Origin of the sequence: Aureimonas sp. Leaf454 (assembly GCF_001424685.1) — a bacterium.
Taxonomy (GTDB): Bacteria; Pseudomonadota; Alphaproteobacteria; order Rhizobiales; family Rhizobiaceae; genus Plantimonas.
The window spans coordinates 79,967-95,699 of the sequence record NZ_LMQT01000001.1; the positions used below are offsets into that span (position 1 = coordinate 79,967).

19 protein-coding genes are annotated in these 15,733 nt (G+C 66.6%); 14 read left to right on the forward strand and 5 right to left on the reverse strand.

Features of this window, described 5'->3' with window-relative positions:
* Positions 1-37: 37 nt before the first annotated feature.
* On the reverse strand, positions 38-403 hold the full coding sequence (locus tag ASG43_RS00340) for a DUF971 domain-containing protein (RefSeq protein WP_056498953.1): 366 nt from the start codon (positions 401-403) through the stop codon (positions 38-40).
* Between the two features lie 245 nt (positions 404-648).
* Between ASG43_RS00340 and moaA the strand changes: the two genes are divergently transcribed.
* Both moaA and ASG43_RS00350 read left to right on the forward strand, forming a co-directional pair.
* Positions 649-1,638 carry a GTP 3',8-cyclase MoaA gene (gene moaA / locus ASG43_RS00345; RefSeq protein ID WP_056500853.1) on the forward strand — a complete coding sequence of 330 codons (990 nt, stop codon included), beginning with the start codon at positions 649-651 and terminating at the stop codon, positions 1,636-1,638.
* A 15-nt stretch (positions 1,639-1,653) separates the two neighbouring features.
* Positions 1,654-2,121: a hypothetical protein gene (locus ASG43_RS00350; protein WP_244487935.1), complete on the forward strand. Its 468-nt coding sequence runs from the start codon at positions 1,654-1,656 to the stop codon at positions 2,119-2,121.
* Between the two features lie 6 nt (positions 2,122-2,127).
* On the opposite strand, the gene ASG43_RS00355 is transcribed toward ASG43_RS00350, so the two are convergent.
* Positions 2,128-2,688: a hypothetical protein gene (locus ASG43_RS00355; protein ID WP_056498959.1), complete on the reverse strand. Its 561-nt coding sequence runs from the start codon at positions 2,686-2,688 to the stop codon at positions 2,128-2,130.
* A 124-nt stretch (positions 2,689-2,812) separates the two neighbouring features.
* On the opposite strand from ASG43_RS00355, the gene mobA reads away from it, so the two are divergent.
* The 4 genes from mobA to ASG43_RS00375 all read left to right on the forward strand — a co-directional run bounded on the left by mobA (position 2,813) and on the right by ASG43_RS00375 (position 5,986).
* Positions 2,813-3,406: a molybdenum cofactor guanylyltransferase gene (gene mobA / locus ASG43_RS00360; RefSeq protein ID WP_056498962.1), complete on the forward strand. Its 594-nt coding sequence runs from the start codon at positions 2,813-2,815 to the stop codon at positions 3,404-3,406.
* A 120-nt stretch (positions 3,407-3,526) separates the two neighbouring features.
* On the forward strand, positions 3,527-4,318 hold the full coding sequence (locus tag ASG43_RS00365) for an ABC transporter substrate-binding protein (RefSeq protein ID WP_056498965.1): 792 nt from the start codon (positions 3,527-3,529) through the stop codon (positions 4,316-4,318).
* 166 nt (positions 4,319-4,484) lie between these two features.
* Positions 4,485-5,192 carry an ABC transporter permease gene (locus ASG43_RS00370; protein WP_056498968.1) on the forward strand — a complete coding sequence of 236 codons (708 nt, stop codon included), beginning with the start codon at positions 4,485-4,487 and terminating at the stop codon, positions 5,190-5,192.
* A gap of 2 nt (positions 5,193-5,194) precedes the next feature.
* Positions 5,195-5,986: an ABC transporter permease gene (locus ASG43_RS00375; RefSeq protein WP_056498971.1), complete on the forward strand. Its 792-nt coding sequence runs from the start codon at positions 5,195-5,197 to the stop codon at positions 5,984-5,986.
* A 22-nt stretch (positions 5,987-6,008) separates the two neighbouring features.
* On the opposite strand, the gene ASG43_RS00380 is transcribed toward ASG43_RS00375, so the two are convergent.
* Positions 6,009-6,494 (reverse strand): Lrp/AsnC family transcriptional regulator, encoded by a 486-nt coding sequence (locus tag ASG43_RS00380; RefSeq protein WP_056498976.1) that lies wholly within the window; start codon positions 6,492-6,494, stop codon positions 6,009-6,011.
* 202 nt (positions 6,495-6,696) lie between these two features.
* On the opposite strand from ASG43_RS00380, the gene ASG43_RS00385 reads away from it, so the two are divergent.
* The 3 genes from ASG43_RS00385 (at position 6,697) to ASG43_RS00395 (ending at position 9,224) form a co-directional block, all read left to right on the forward strand.
* The gene (locus ASG43_RS00385; RefSeq protein WP_056498979.1) at positions 6,697-8,202 is read left to right on the forward strand and encodes an ATP-binding protein; all 1,506 of its coding nucleotides are present in this window, start codon (positions 6,697-6,699) and stop codon (positions 8,200-8,202) included.
* Positions 8,203-8,320: 118 nt separating this feature from the next.
* Entirely contained in the window at positions 8,321-8,500 is a 180-nt protein-coding gene (locus ASG43_RS00390) for a DUF1289 domain-containing protein (protein WP_056498983.1), read from the forward strand.
* A 4-nt stretch (positions 8,501-8,504) separates the two neighbouring features.
* A complete protein-coding gene (locus tag ASG43_RS00395) occupies positions 8,505-9,224 on the forward strand; it encodes a TIGR02281 family clan AA aspartic protease (RefSeq protein ID WP_056498985.1) in 720 nt (239 codons plus the stop codon).
* A 46-nt stretch (positions 9,225-9,270) separates the two neighbouring features.
* Here ASG43_RS00395 and dusA read toward each other — a convergent pair whose 3' ends face one another.
* The gene (gene dusA, locus ASG43_RS00400; RefSeq protein ID WP_280137180.1) at positions 9,271-10,269 is read right to left on the reverse strand and encodes a tRNA dihydrouridine(20/20a) synthase DusA; all 999 of its coding nucleotides are present in this window, start codon (positions 10,267-10,269) and stop codon (positions 9,271-9,273) included.
* Positions 10,270-10,411: 142 nt separating this feature from the next.
* On the opposite strand from dusA, the gene ASG43_RS00405 reads away from it, so the two are divergent.
* The 5 genes from ASG43_RS00405 to ASG43_RS00425 all read left to right on the forward strand — a co-directional run bounded on the left by ASG43_RS00405 (position 10,412) and on the right by ASG43_RS00425 (position 15,286).
* Positions 10,412-10,693, forward strand: coding sequence for an acyl carrier protein (locus tag ASG43_RS00405; RefSeq protein WP_056498988.1), 282 nt, complete (start codon positions 10,412-10,414; stop codon positions 10,691-10,693).
* Positions 10,694-10,760: 67 nt separating this feature from the next.
* Positions 10,761-11,978 (forward strand): beta-ketoacyl-ACP synthase, encoded by a 1,218-nt coding sequence (locus ASG43_RS00410; protein WP_056498991.1) that lies wholly within the window; start codon positions 10,761-10,763, stop codon positions 11,976-11,978.
* Positions 11,979-12,009: 31 nt separating this feature from the next.
* Positions 12,010-13,278 (forward strand): beta-ketoacyl-ACP synthase, encoded by a 1,269-nt coding sequence (locus tag ASG43_RS00415; protein ID WP_056498994.1) that lies wholly within the window; start codon positions 12,010-12,012, stop codon positions 13,276-13,278.
* A gap of 29 nt (positions 13,279-13,307) precedes the next feature.
* Positions 13,308-14,372, forward strand: coding sequence for a zinc-binding dehydrogenase (locus ASG43_RS00420; protein ID WP_056498997.1), 1,065 nt, complete (start codon positions 13,308-13,310; stop codon positions 14,370-14,372).
* A complete protein-coding gene (locus tag ASG43_RS00425; protein WP_056499001.1) occupies positions 14,369-15,286 on the forward strand; it encodes a lipid A biosynthesis lauroyl acyltransferase in 918 nt (305 codons plus the stop codon). The genes ASG43_RS00420 and ASG43_RS00425 overlap by 4 nt, the downstream gene beginning before the upstream one ends.
* Positions 15,287-15,304: 18 nt before the next feature.
* Here the strand turns inward: ASG43_RS00425 and ASG43_RS00430 are convergent, their stop codons facing one another.
* Positions 15,305-15,727 carry a L,D-transpeptidase gene (locus ASG43_RS00430; RefSeq protein ID WP_244487936.1) on the reverse strand — a complete coding sequence of 141 codons (423 nt, stop codon included), beginning with the start codon at positions 15,725-15,727 and terminating at the stop codon, positions 15,305-15,307.
* Positions 15,728-15,733: the final 6 nt, after the last annotated feature.

The following is a 15,733-nucleotide window of genomic DNA, read 5'->3' on the forward strand; positions in this document are numbered from 1 at the left end:
GCTTCTCTCCGTTCGTGCGAGGCTTCAGGTCGTCGCGTCAGCGCTCGCGGCGCAGGCCCTTGGCGCGAAGTTCGTCGAGATAGGCCTGCCAGCGCTGATCGCGCTCACGACCGAGCGTCGCGAGGTAGGCCCAGGTGAAGAGGCCCGTATCGTGGCCGTCGTCGAAGACGATGCGGATCGCATAATGGCCGACCGGAATGATGTCGCGAATGGCGACCTCCGCCTTACCGCCGACCGTGACCCGCTGGTCCGGTCCATGACCCTGCACTTCGGCGGATGGCGACATGACGCGCAGCATTTCGGCGGGGAACTGATCGCTGGCGCCACCGGGCAGACGAACGGTCAAGATGCGTCGATCGGGTGAAACGCGGATCTCTTCCGGCGTCGAGGCGGTCTGGCTCATCGTCGTCTCCTCACGAACCGGCAGGAACGTCGAGAACCCCCGGGTTCCGGACCCGTCGCCCCGACAACGGTAAAAGGGATGGCATCGGCGGATGCCGCCGACTTGACCGATGGGGTCGAGGCTTCCACATTCCTCTGATGATCGATCCTATGAACGACGCTTCCGGACTGCGCAATCTCGCCGGCAGCGAGAACGACATCCGCCTTCCCCGCGAGCCGCAGGTTCGCGCGACCGGCGGACCCGGCATGACCGACCCTTTCGGCCGTCGCATCACCTATCTCCGGGTGTCCGTCACGGATCGCTGCGACTTCCGCTGCGTCTACTGCATGGCGGAGGACATGACGTTCCTGCCCAAGCGCGATCTCCTCACCCTGGAGGAACTGGACCGGTTGGCGAGCGCCTTCATCGAGAAGGGCGTGAAGCGGCTGCGGCTGACCGGCGGCGAGCCGCTCGTGCGCAAGAACATCATGCACCTCATTCGCTCGCTCTCGCGCCATCTGGACTCGGGCGCACTCGACGAGTTGACGCTGACCACGAACGGCTCCCAACTCCAGCGCTATGCGGCTGAGCTCGCCGATTGCGGCGTCCGGCGTTTGAACGTGTCCGTGGACACGCTGGACGCGACGAAGTTCAAGACGATCACACGCTGGGGCGATCTCGACCGGGTGCTCGCCGGCATCCGCGCGGCGCAGGAAGCTGGGATCCGGATCAAGCTCAACGCGGTCGCGCTGAAGGATTTCAACGAGGCCGAGATCCCCGAGATGATGCGGTGGGCTCATGGGGAGGGCATGGACCTCACCCTGATCGAGACCATGCCGATGGGCGAGATCGACGAGGATCGCACCGACCGCTACCTGCCGCTGAGCCGGGTGCGGGCCGATCTGGCCAGCCGCTTCACGCTCACCGAAAGTCCGCACCGAACGGGTGGACCCGCCCGTTATGTCGAGGTCGCCGAAACCGGCGGTCGCCTCGGCTTCATCACGCCGATGACGCACAATTTCTGCGAGAGCTGCAACCGCGTCCGCGTCACCTGCACCGGTACGTTGTTCATGTGCCTCGGGCAGGAGGACGCCGCCGATCTTCGCGCGCCGCTCCGCGCCTCCGAAGGCAACGAACTCCTGTCGCGCGCCATCGATGCCGCGATCCTGCGCAAGCCGAAGGGCCACGACTTCATCATCGACCGCGCGACGCAGCGTCCGTCTGTGTCGCGCCATATGAGCGTCACGGGAGGCTGAGGAATGAACGGGCGGTTGCGGATTTCACTGGCGCTGGCCGCCGCTCTGTCGATGGCGATGTCGGTTCCGGCCGCCGCTCGCGACGTCACCTACCGGAACGAGCGCTTCGGCACGGTCGCGACATTCCCGTCCGAGGCTTTCCGGGAGGCGCTGCCCGAGCCGACCAACGGCGACGGGCGCGCGTGGCGTTCGGACAACGGGGCCGAACTCTTCATCTATGCCAGAGCCAATGCCGGCGGCGAGACGCCCGCCTCCATCGTCCGCGACCGGGCGGCCGACGACACCGTGACCTACCGCAGGGCCGGGGATCGCTGGGTCGTCGTGTCCGGCTTTCGCGACGGCAAGATCTTCTACGAACGCTACATTTTCCGCGGCGACGTCATTCATTCCGTCGCGATTCGCTATCCGCCGAACCTGCGCAAGACCTATGACAGGCTCGTCGGACCGATCACCAAGACGCTCCGGGTCGATCGATCCTCCTGACGCGGATCACCCGAGCCTTTGGCTCGAACGCGGCCAGCGGACCTGGTATGGCCGCTCGGACGGCTCGCCCGCGACGTCGACGAGGTCGCCGGCCCCGCGCGGCGCCTGGATGATCGATGTCGCGGCCCGGCCGTCCGCGAACCACTGCAGCAATTCGCGCATGCGGACGGGGTCGTCGCCATAGGGCTGCGGCTCCACCACCGTCTGCGGCTCGGGCTGCAGCAGCCAGTCGCGTCGCGGGGACGAGAGATCAGCGGCAGGTGCGTCGGTCCTTTCCTCGCGCACGACCTCGACAGACGCTGCGGGCCCGAACGCATCGGTGCGGGAGGGCGCCATCGGTTGAATGCTCCGGTCCTCCCCCGCGGTCGGCGCGGGATCGAGCATCAGGGGCGCGGAGATCGGCCGATAGGCCTCTTCCGGCGAAGGCTCTCTCGACGCTCTCGGCGGATCGACCGTTTCGATCTCGAAGAGGCGGCGAGCCTCCTGCGCGGACAGGAGAGACAGGTCCTCCGTCGGCCGAAGCTCGCGCAGAGCGGTGATTTCAGCGGTATAGGAACGCTCGTTCATGGCATCTCCCCGGATCGGCTGAATGGGATCCTGCGGGAGTGATGCATGAAGCGACTTGGCATTGTCTAAAATCAATCGTTAAGCTTTTCTCCATCGCTCGGACGGTGCCGGGGGAGTCCTCCACATGAAGCTCGCTGCGATGCTCCTGGCGGGAGGGCGAGGCTCGCGCATGGGCGGCGATGTGCCCAAGCCCCTTGTCGAACTGGCCGGGCGCCCCCTCCTCGCCCATGTGCTTCAGGCGGTTCCGGCAGAGGTCGATCCCGTCATTCTGAACACCTTCGATTCCGAGGCGTACGGGGCCTTCGGCCTTCCCTCTGTCGCGGATCGCCGCCCGGGCTTTGCCGGACCGCTGGCCGGGATCGAGGCCGTCGGGCTTTCACCATGCCTTCAGCACGCCGGCGTCACGCATCTCCTCGTGCTGCCCGGCGATACACCCTTCTTGACGCGCCGGGTCGTCGAGGCGCTCATCGGGTCACCGGGTCCACGGATCCGCGTCGCCCGACATCGGGACCAACTGCAGCCCACCGTGGCGCTCTGGCCCATGGCGGCGCTGCAGGGCCTTTCGGCCTTCCTGGATGCCCCACGTCGCCATGCCATCCGCGCCTATCTCGACGAGGCCGGCCACGAGCCCGTCGATATCGAGGGTGACGACCCGTTCTTCAACGTGAACACGCCGGCCGACCTCGCCGAGGCGGAGCGTCGATGGTCAGCCGGTTGAAAACTGGATTTCGGCGCATTGCGCTGTTGCGCTCACCCTTCAAACGAGGTGAGTATCGCCTGCATAAAGGGCATGCTCATCGCAGAGGCGTTGGCCGGCCGCACAACATCGGAGTCTTCTATGCGTCTTGCCAAAATGCTGGCCGTGGCGACGGCGACCTTGTCGCTCGGTCTCGGCGTCGCGCTCGCCGACGATTCGTCGAAGGACTGGTCGAAGGTGGTGATCGGCACCGAGGGAGCCTATCCCCCGTTCAATTTCCTCTCGGCATCGGGCGAGTTGCAGGGTTTCGACGTCGACGTGGCCAAGGCTCTCTGCACCCAGATGAAGGTGGAATGCACCTTCGTCACGCAGAACTGGGACGGTATCATTCCCGCCCTTCAGAACGGCAATTTCGACGCGATCATCGCCTCGATGTCGATCACGCCGGAGCGCGAACAGCAGATCGCCTTCTCCAACAAATACTATCAGACACCGCCTGCGATCGCCGTTCCCAAGGATTCCCCGATCGAGGCCGCGACGGAACAGGCCCTGGACGGCAAGGCGATCGGCGCGCAGACCGGAACCACGCATAGCCAGGCCGCCGAGGCGCTGTTCCCGAAATCCGACGTGAAGGTCTATCCGACGGCGGAGGAGTACAAGCTCGACATCGGCAACGGCCGCCTCGACGCGGTCATGGACGACGTGGTCGTCCTGTCCGAGTGGGTGAAGTCGCCGGAGGGCGCCTGCTGCAGGATTCTGGGAACGCTTCCGGCCGATCCCGCGATCTACGGCAAGGGCGCGGGCATCGGCCTTCGCAAGGGCGACGACAAGTTGAAGACGATGTTCGACGACGCGATCTCGGCGATCCGTGCGGACGGCACCTACAAGACGATCCAGGACAAGTACTTCGACTTCGACGTCTACGGCGAATAAGGCCTTCTCGTCGTCCCCGGCCGACAAGGCGCGGGGACGATGATCTCCCCGCATCGAGAACAGAGGGGTCGTCCGCCATCGCCACCTTCGACAAACGACCCACCCGTCATCGAGCCGATGGGGCGACGATCATCCCTTCATGGCATCGCGGCAGAGGCGAACGCCGATGAGCGACGATCTCCTCCTACTGGGCTGGGGCGAGACCGGATGGGGTGACGATATCCTGCGGGGCGTCCTCGTGACGGCCACTCTGGCGCTGGCGACGCTTCCGATCGGACTCGTCGTCGGCTTCCTCATGGCGCTGGCCAAACAGTCGGGCGACCGGGCGCTGCGGCTTTCCGCCGATATCTACACGACGATCTTTCGCGGCCTTCCCGAGCTCCTGACGCTGTTCCTCGTCTATTACGGCGCACCGCCCGCCATCAACGCCGCCTTGGCCGCGATGGGCCTGCCGACCTTGTCGATCCCACCCTTCCTCGCGGGCATGTTCGCGCTGGGCTTCGTGTTCTCGGCCTTCGCGAGCGAGGTTTTCCTCTCGGCGTTCCGGGCGATCCCGCTCGGCCAGACAGAAGGGGCCATGGCGCTCGGCCTGTCGCGCTGGCGAATCATGCTCCTGGTGATCCTCCCGCAATTGATCCGCATCGCCCTGCCCGGTCTCGCCAATCTCTGGATGAACCTCCTGAAGGACACGGCCCTCGTCTCGGTCGTCGGCCTTGCCGACACGCTGCGGCAGGCGGACGTCGCCGCGCGCGTCACGCGCCAGCCTTTCCTCTTCTTCGGCGTCGCCTGCGGCATCTATCTCGTTCTGACCATGCTCTCCTCCATCGCGATCGGACGGATCGACCGCTGGACCCGGCGGGGAGCCGTGCGATGAGTATGGCGCCCCCCATTCTCGCCAAGCGCCGGGTCGGCGTGGGCGGCGCGATCGCGCTGGGTTTCTGGGCCGTGATCATCGCCGGCCTCGCCTTCTATCTCGTCACCTCCTACAATTCCGCCCTCGTCGCGCGCTACGCACCGGCCTATGTCGAAGGTCTCGGCGTCACGATCCAGCTGGTTCTGGTCGCCTTCGTCGTCGGCGCCGTCTTCTCGCTGCCGATCGCGCTCGGCCGCAAGTCGACGAATTCGGCGGCGCGCGGAGCGAGCTTCGTCTTCGTCTACTTCTTCCGCGGCACGCCGCTGATCGCCCAGATCTTCCTCGTCTATTACGGCTTCGGCCAGTTCCGGCCGCAGCTGGAAGCGGTGGGGCTCTGGTGGTTCTTTCGCGAGGCCTGGTACTGCGCGATCTTCTCGCTCGCCCTCAACACCGCCGCCTATCAGGCCGAGATCCTGCGCGGCGCCATCGAAAGCGTACCGCGCGGCCAGTGGGAGGGAGCGCGCTCGCTCGGTCTCTCGAAGGTCGTGATCTTCTGGAAGATCATCCTGCCGCAGGCGATGATCGTGGCGCTGCGGCCCTATGCGAACGAGATCATCCTGATGATCAAGGCCTCGGCCATCGTCGCCATCATCACGGTCTACGATCTCATGGGCGAGACGCGCCGCGCCTATTCGCGCAGCTACGATTTCCAGACCTATCTCTACGCTGCGCTGTTCTATCTCGCGATCGTCGAGGTGCTGCGCCACGCCACCAATTTCGCAGAGCGCCGGCTGATCCGGCACCTCAAGCGGTAAGGGGGTCGGCGCGGAACGGCGCTCAGCTCTCTCGCGGCTCCTTCTCCAGGACGATGTAGTCGAGCGGCATTTCGGTCGTGTACTTGATCTGCTCCATGGCGAAGGAGGAGGAGACGTCGCGGATCTCGATGCGCGCGATCAGTCGCTTGTAGAAGGCGTCGTAGGCGGCGATATCCGGCACCACGACGCGCAGCAGATAATCGACGTCGCCGCTCATCCGGTAGAACTCGACCACCTCCGGGAAATCGCCGACGACCTCCGAAAAGCGCTTCAGCCATTCGGTGGAATGCGAATTCGTGCGAATCGAAACGAAGACGGTGACGCGAAGATTGATTCGCGAGGGATCGAGAACCGCCACGCGGGCGCGGATGACGCCCTCTTCCTCCAGCTTCTGGATCCGCCGCCAGCAGGGCGTCGTGGACAGGCCGACGCGCTTGGCGATGTCGGCCACCGCCAGCGTCGCATCCTCCTGCAGGAGCCGGAGTATCTTCTTGTCCAGTCGGTCCATGAATCGTAGCTTTCCCTGATCACCTGGAACCTACACCAAGCCCGTCGCCCGCGTCAGCGTTCGTCTTCGCCGATGCACCCGACGGGGACCGGTCGCGCCATGCCTGTCGCATTTTCGTTCTTCCTTAAGGCACTTTCTTAAGGTTCTCGAAACATGATCGCGGTGCTCATTCCCTGCCGTCCAAGGCTCTTCCACCGGTCTCATGTCCTTTGCCGCCCCCTCCTCCTATGACAAGACGATCGTCGATCGTCGGCGCCCCCCGCGGAGCGTCGAGATCGCGAAAGTGCTGCGGGGCGCGCGCGAAAGGCTGACCTCGCGCGGCGGACTTCTCCCGCGGTTCGATCACGAGCTCCTGATCCAGCATGCCCTGGCCGTGCGCCTCGCCGCGGTGGTGATGCCGCTGCCGGTGCTTCTCGCCAGCTTCGGCCTCTCGCGCTTCGTGGGCATCGAAATCGCGACGGCCTGGGGCGTCGTTGCGATCGCCGGCTACCTGCTCCTCTTCGTCCTGACCCGCCGGCTACCGGAAGCGGCGCCCTCGCCGTTCAGACCCGAAGCCTGGCGGCGGATCTTCCTCGCCGGGCATCTGGCGGCGGGACTCGCCTGGGCGATCCTGGCCGCGCTCGAATGCTCCGATTGCGAGCCGTTGCGATTCGAGATTTTCCAGTTCGCGACGCTCCTCATCGTCGTCGCGCTGACGGCGATGGTCTCCTTCACGCTGAAGAACGTCGTCGCCGTCGCCTTCGTGCCGCTCGTCGCGGTGCTGGCCGTTCGCCTCATCGGCGCGGCCGAACCGGTGACGATCGCCATGAACGCGATCAACATCGGCGCGGTGCCCTTCTTCGCCCTCGTTGCCGAACACCTGCGCCGCGTCGCCGCCGAACGCCTGACGCATCAGGCCGAAAAGGACGAACTGATCGCCGAACTGGAAACCGCCCGCGTCATGTCCGAGGAGGCGCGACGCCGGGCGGAAGAGGCCAATCTCGCCAAATCGCGGTTCCTCGCCACGATGAGCCACGAGCTTCGCACGCCCCTCAACGCCATTCTCGGCTTTTCAGAGGTCATTTCGAACGAGATTCTCGGCCCGGTCGGTAATCCGACCTACAAGGACTATGTCGCCGACATCCATTCGTCCGGTCAGCATCTCCTCGATCTCATCAACGAGATCCTCGATCTCAGCCGCGTCGAGGCGGGGCGCTATGCGCTGAACGAGGAGGCCGTGGAACTGACGCGGATCGCGCGCGAATGCGCCGGGCTGGTGCAGCTGAAGGCGCAGGCCAAGGGCATCCATCTCGAGGCGCAGTTCGAGCCCGAACTGCCCCAATTGTGGGCCGACGAGCGCTCGGTGCGTCAGATCATCCTGAACCTCCTGTCCAATGCCGTGAAGTTCACGCCCCAGGGCGGCAAGATCGTCCTCAAGGTCGGCTGGACGGCTGGCGGCGGGCAATATGTCGGCGTCTCCGACAACGGTCCCGGCATTCCGGAAGACGAGATTCCCGTCGTCCTGTCCTCCTTCGGCCAGGGCTCCATCGCCATCAAGAGCGCCGAGCAGGGCGCCGGTCTCGGGCTTCCCATCGTCCAGGCGCTGATGGCGCTGCATGACGGCGAATTCCAGCTGACCTCCGAACTGCGCGTGGGAACCGATGCGCTGGCGATCTTCCCCCATTCGCGTGTTCTCGAAGTGATGCACGCCTTCTCGGAAGACGACTGAAGTCCGGCTTTAGCCGGAGCCGAACGTCGGCGCCGCCGACGAGGACCGGCCCGGCGCTTGTCGCCCGTCTCCGGACCCCTTACCTCCCGCTCGACCCTTTGGCCGCGACGGGAGCCACATGCCGATCCTTTCTCCTTGCAACAAGACCTGCGTGATCGACCCCCGGCGCGGCATCTGCATCGGCTGCGGTCGAACCGGCGCGGAGATCGGCGGCTGGCTCGGCTTCACCGACGAGGAGCGGGGACGGCTGATGGCCCTCCTGCCCGCCCGCCTCGCGGCGCCGGCGATCGGAACCTGACGCCATGCGCGGCACGGGCGGCCTTCGCTGGATTCTCGGTATCATCGCGGTCGTCGTCGCACTTCTCGTCGCCAACGATCTCTGGAACGACGGCGACCGGATCGCCGGTTTCGATCCCGGGGAGATCGGCCAGTTGTCCTATCTCGGCATCTGGGGCGTGGTGGTGGCGGCCGGCGCTCTGTTGGCCTTTCGCAGGAACGCCCGCGGCATGGCGCGCGACGCGCTTCTCTGGCTGGTCGCCTTCACGGTGCTGATCGGTCTCTACGCCTTTCGCGGCGAGTTCGGCGAGCTTCGCGACCGCATCCTCGCCGAACTCATCCCGGGACGCGCCATCGAGCTGGCCGGTTCGGATGCTCGCCAGGTGGCCGTCGTGCGGGCGGGCGACCGCCATTTCCACGTGAAGGCCGAGGTCAACGGCGCCACCGTCTCCTTCCTCGTCGACACGGGCGCCAGCGTCGTCGCGCTCGACCGGTCGACGGCGCAGGCGCTCGGCCTGGAGCCGGAGGACCGGGCCTTCTCCGCGCGCGTCGCCACCGCCAACGGCATCGCGCGGGCCGCAATGATCCGCATCGACGAGCTCCGGGTCGGCGATATCGTGCGGCGCAACGTGGAAGCCGCCGTTCTCGACCAGAGCGGCAGCGGCATCGGCCTTCTCGGCATGAGCTTCCTCGGAACGCTCGAGGCGTTCGAGTTTCGCGGCGATCGCCTGATCATGACCGATTGATCCTGATCGACCGATCAGGACCGGGTTGAACTCATGTCCGGTCGGCTTACGCCGCCCGCGGCTCGGCGTCGAGATCGACGAAGGACAGCGCCTCGGCGAAGAGCTCCGGCCCGGCATCGCGGCGGCTTCCGGCCTCCGACAGCGTTTGACGCCAGCGACGCGCCCCCGGAAGCCCCGTGAAGAGCCCCGTCATGTGGCGCGCGACATGGACGAGCCGCCCGCCGGCGGCGATGTGCCGTTCGGCGTAATCGGCCATGGTGGCGACGACGGCGGGAAGATCCACCGCCGGAGCGCTGTCGCCGTAGATCCGGGCGTCGATTTCGGCGAGCTGTCCCGGCACCTGATAGGCTCCTCGCCCCATCATCACGCCGTCCACACGGTCGAGGCAGGCGACGGCCGCGTCCACCGTGGAGAGCCCGCCGTTGATGCCGACGAAGACCTTCGGCGGCAACCGCGCCTTCAGCCGGAACACGCGCTCGTAGTCGAGCGGCGGGATGTCCCGGTTCTCCTTGGGGCTCAGGCCCTGGAGCCAGGCCTTGCGGGCATGGACCCAGATCCCCGCGACGCCCGCGCGGACGGCGGCATCGGCGAGATCGTCGAGCGCGGGCTCGGGGTCCTGCTCGTCGACGCCGATCCGGCATTTCACCGTCACCGGCACGTCGACGGCCTCGCCCATCGCCTGGAGGCAATCGCCGACCAGAGCCGGTTCGCGCATCAGGCAGGCGCCGAAGGCACCCGACTGCACCCGGTCCGATGGGCAGCCGACATTGAGGTTGATCTCGTCATAGCCGAACGCGGCGCCGATCCGCGCGGCGCGGGCGAGCTTCTCCGGATCGGACCCGCCGAGCTGCAGCGCGACCGGATGCTCCGCCCCGTCGAAACCGAGCAGCCGCTCGCGATCGCCGTGGATCACGGCATCGGCCACCACCATCTCCGTGTAGAGAAGCGCCCGGCTCGTCAGCTGGCGATGGAAGAACCGGCAGTGCCGGTCCGTCCAGTCGATCATCGGCGCGACGGCGAAACGGGTGGCGGGCGAGAGCGGCAAGAGCGGTCCTTCGGATCGGGAAATGGATTGCGGCAGTGCACAGGCCAATTTGCTTTTCGCATCCGAGCCCCTATAGGTGCGGGAAATAGGACCGATCGGGGTGGCCCTGCAAGCCGCCGATCTCTGGATTGAGGGACATCCATTGTCTTCGACCTTCGACCGCGTCGCCGACATCATCGCTGAAACCAGCGAGATCGATCGGGATCAGATCACGCCGGACAGCCACACGATCGACGATCTCGGGATCGATTCGCTCGACTTTCTCGACATCGTCTTCGCGATCGACAAGGAATTCGGCATCAAGATCCCGCTGGAGAAGTGGACGCAGCGCGTCAACGACGGCGAGGCGGCGACCGAGGAATACTTCGTCCTGAAGAACCTCTGCGCCCAGATCGACGAACTGCGCGCCGCCAAGACGGCCTGACGCCCGACCGAACCAGACCGAGGCGGCTCGCCGATCGCCGGCGGGCCAAAACATCTTGGGAAGCCCGATGACCGAACGCGCCGAGGATGTGCTCATCACCGGGATCGGCCTCGTTTCCTCGCTCGGCGAGGGCATCGAGGCCCATCTCGATCGATTGACCGGCAGCGCCGTGCCGCAGCCGGAGATCGAGGCGGACCGGTTCGCCCCCTATTTCGTGCATCCCCTGCCCCCCATCGACTGGTCGCAGCAGATCCCCAAGAAGGGCGACCAGCGGCAGATGGAGACCTGGCAGAAGCTCGGCACATACGCGGCCGGCCTCGCGCTGGCCGATGCCGGAGTCGCTCCCGACGAGGAAACGCGGGCGGGCGTCGACATGATCGTGGCGGCTGGCGGCGGCGAGCGCGACCAGACCGTCGACGCGCTCGTGATGAGCCGCGCGCGCGGACAGGATGCGCCGCAGGCCCTCGTCAACGAACTGCTCTCGACCGAACTTCGCCCGACCCTTTTTCTCGCGCAGCTGTCGAACCTTTTGGCCGGCAACATCTCCATCGTCCACAAGGTCACGGGCTCGTCCCGCACCTTCATGGGTGAGGAAGGCGCGGGGATCTCCGCCATCGCCACCGCCGCGGCGCGCATTCGCTCCGGTCAGAGCGGCATCTGCCTCGTCGGCGGCGCCTTCTCGGCCGAGCGCAAGGATCTCCTCACCAATTACGAGATGGGCGGGTTCCTCCTCAAGGACACCTGGAGCCCCGTCTTCGGACGCGCGCCGGGCGCGGACGGCTTCACCGTGGGAAGCGTCGGCGCCTTCCTGGTGCTGGAATCGGCAAGCCATGCGAGCGCGCGGGGCTCGGCGGCCTATGCAAGGCTCGACGGCGTCTTCGGCGACCGGGGTAAGCGCGACAAAGCCTCGCTCGACCAGCGTTTCGATGCCTTGATCGAGAAGGCGCATCTTCGCGACTGCGACCTCCTGATCCTGTCCGGCGCCACCGGACTCGCCGATCTGTCGGAGGTGGAACGGTCGGTGCTGCGGCGTCATTTCCCCGAAGCTGCGCTCCGGTCCTACGGCACGCTTCTCGGCCAATCCTTCGAGGCGCAGTTCTCGGCCGGCATCGCCTTGGCGGCCGCCGCGCTGGCCCGGCGCCAGGGCTTGCCGCCGTTCGACGGCCGGGTCGAGAACCAGGTCCGTTTCACGCCGTCGACGGCGCTCGTGACGACGGTCGGACATGTCCAGGCCGAGGGGATCTGCATCCTCAGCGCGCTCGGCGGCCACGCATCGGAGGTCTGACGGAACCATGGCAATCCATCCGGCGTCACGCATGACCGACACGCACGGCCGCCCCGTTGTCGCGGTGACCGGCATCGGCGTCGTGTCCTCGCTCGGACGCGGCGTGGAAGACAATTGGGCGGCGCTGACCGCCGGCCGCTCGGGCATTCACCGCATCACCCGCTTCGCCACCGAAAACCTGCGCACCACCATCGCCGGGACGGTGGATTTTATGGATGTCGCGCCGCTCACGGCCATCGATCTGTCCTATGCTCTCGCCGAGACGGCCGGGCTCGAAGCGGTGCGGATGGCGGGCTTCGAGGGCGACTTCGCCGGTCCGCTCTTCCTCGCGGCGCCCCCGGTCGAACTCGAATGGCAACACCGCTTCGCGCTGGACAGGCTGCCCGGCGAAGCGCGCGAAGAGGCCGGTTACGATCGCCTCCTCGAACTCGTCCGCCAGCATCCCCAGCCCGCCATGTATCGCCAGACCCTGTTCGGCGGCATCTCGGACAGGCTGGCGGACCGACTGGGAACGCGCGGGCTTCCCGTGACCCTGTCGACCGCCTGCGCATCCGGCGCGAGCGCCATCCAGCTCGGCGTCGAGGCCATCCGGCGGGGCGAAACCGACCGTGCGGTCTCGGTCGGCACGGACGGATCGGTCAGCGCCGAAGCCCTGATCCGCTTCTCGCTCCTCTCGGCGCTGTCCACCGACAACGACGATCCGGAACGGGCGTCCAAGCCCTTCTCCAAGGACCGGGACGGCTTCGTCATCGCGGAAGGCGCGGCGGCGCTCGTGCTCGAATCCCTCGAGGCGGCGACCGCACGGGGCGCCCGCATCCTCGGCATCATCCACGGTGTCGGCGAGAAGGCGGACGACTTCCACCGCACCCGCTCCAAGCCGGACGGCTCGCCGATCATCGCGACGATCCGGCGTGGCCTCGCCGATGCGGGCCTGACGCCCGAGGACATCGACTATGTCAACGCCCACGGGACGTCGACGCCGGAGAACGACCGCATGGAGGCAGGCGGTCTGACCGCCGTTTTCGGCGAGCACATCAAGTCCGTTCCGATCTCGTCCAACAAGTCGATGATCGGCCACACGCTGACTGCGGCCGGCGCGATCGAGGCGGTGTTCTCGATCCTCACGATGCGCGACGGCATCCTTCCGCCGACCATCAACTACGAGGTGCCGGACCCCGCGATCCCGCTCGACACGGTGCCGAACGTGAAGCGCTCGGCCGATGTCGCGGCCGTGCTCTCCAATTCCTTCGGCTTCGGCGGACAGAATGTCAGCCTCGTCCTCGGGCGCGAACCGCGCTAAGAGCGGGACGAACTTCGAGGACAGACCCCATGCGCGCATTGCAGCTGCTCGGCGACCGTGACCTTCGCCAAGTCGACATCGCCGAACCGCCGGCCCCAGGCCCCGGCGAGGCGCGCGTGCGCATCAACGTCGTCGCGCTGAACCACATCGACGTCTGGGGCTGGCGCGGAATGGCCTTCGCCAAGCGCAAGCTGCCGCTGACCATCGGCGCGGAGGCATCGGGCACGGTTGAGGCACTGGGACCTGGCGTGTCGAACGTTCTGCCCGGCCAGCTCGTTTCGATCTACGGCGCGCGCACCTGCGGGCTCTGTAAGCCTTGCCGCGAAGGCCGGGACAATCTGTGCGAGCACGTCTCGGGCGTTCACGGCTTCCATCTCGACGGCTTCGCCCAGGACTACGTGAACCTGCCCGCCCGCCAGCTCGTGCCGGCGCCGCCCGGCTGCGATGCGATCGGCGCAGCGCTTGCCCCCGTCACCTTCGGCACCGTGGAGCATATGCTGTTCGACAATGCCAAGCTCGAACCCGGCGAGACGATCCTCGTGCATGCCGGAGGGTCCGGTATCGGAACGGCGGCGATCCAACTCGCCAAGCGCCATGGCGCGACCGTCATCACCACGGTCGGTTCCGACGAGAAGATCGAAGGCGCCAAGGCCCTCGGCGCCGATCATGTGATCAACTATCGCAGCGATCGCTTCGAAGGCGCCGTGCGCAAGATCACCAAGAAGAAAGGCGTCGACGTCGTCTTCGAGCATGTCGGCAAGGACACGATCGCAGCCTCCATGTTCTCGTTGAAGCGCGGCGGCCGGCTCGTCACCTGCGGCTCGACATCGGGCGTGTCGGCCGAGATCAACCTCATGATGCTCTTCCAGCAGCAGCTCCGCCTCATCGGCTCGTTCGGCTGCCGGATGGAGAACATGGCCGATGCCATGCAGAAGATGGCGCGGGGGCTGGTGAAGCCGGTGATCGACACCGAGATCGGTTTCGACCAGCTCGATGTCGCGCTGCGCCGCATGGAAGGGCGTCAGGTCTTCGGCAAGATCATCCTGAACCTCGATCGATCCGGTGCCTCGGCGACGGCAGACCGCGCGGCATGAACCTGCGTTACGCCAAGGCCTGGAAACGCTGGCGCAAGGCGAGCGACTTCGTCGTCGCGCAGACGCTCTTCATTCTCCTGCGACTTCTGCGCCTGCTCCCGGCCAAAGCCGGCTTGGCGACCGCCGCCGCCATCGGGCGAACGCTGGGCCCCCTGACGCCACGCCACAGGCTGGCCGTCGAGAACCTGCGCCTCGCCTATCCCGACAGGGACGAGGCCTTCATCGAAGCGACGGCGCGCGCGAACTGGGAACAGATGTCCCGGCTGGCCGCGGAATACGTCTATCTCGACGAGATCTTCGACTACGATCCCGATCGGCCGAACGAGGGCATCGTCGAAGTCGAGGGCGCCGAGATCTTCGCGGAACTGCGGGAGCGCAAAGGCCCCTTCGTCTTCTTCACGGGACATCTCGGCTGCTTCGAACTGCTGCCGATCTGTGCGGCGACGTTCGGGCTCGAAGTCACCGCCCTCTTTCGCCAGCCGAACAACCGCTATATCGCACGCGAGATCCTCTCGACGCGGCGCACGCGCGGCGGGCATCTCGTCCCGTCGAAGGCCGGCGCCGCCTGGGCGCTGGTGGGCACGCTCGAGCGCGGCGGCGCCGTCGGCATGCTCGTGGATCAGAAGTTCAAGAAGGGCATGCCCACGACCTTCTTCGGCCGCCCCTGCCGCACCAACCCGCTTCTTCCCAAGCTTGCACGGCAGTTCGACTGCGAGATCTACCCCGCGCGGTCGATCCGCCTGCCGAACGGGCGCTACCGACTGGAGCTGAAGCCGCGCCTGGAGTTGCCGCGCGGGGCCGACGGGACGATCGATGTCGGCGCCAGCTGCCAGACCCTCAACGACGTCGTCGAGGGCTGGGTTCGCGAGCATCCGGAACAGTGGATGTGGTTCCACCGCCGCTGGCAGATGTGAGCCGACCGACGGGTTCCGTCAGCGGTTGATCACGATCGAGGTGTTGCCGGCGCCCGCCTCGCGAACGAGCGCGTAGAGCTTGGCGGCATTCGTCGGATGCAGCCGAACGCATCCGTGCGAGGCTGGCGTGCCCAGCCGCTTGATCGATCCCGTTCCATGAATGGCATAGCCGCCGCGGAAGAAGATGGCGTACGGCATCGGGGAATTGTCGTATTTCCGGGAATACCACATGCGATGCATGCGCGTCGGACGGTAGGCGCCGGTCGGCGTGCGATAGCCGCGGCCGGCGGTCGAGACCTTCCATCGGTCGACGACGCGGCCGCCGTAGGACACGGTCATCGTCTGCGTGGAAATATCGACGTTCGCGACCAGTCGAGCCTTGGCTTCAGCCAGACTCGCGCCTGACGCGAGAAGGGCTCCGGCCATCGCAATCGTTATCATGAGGTC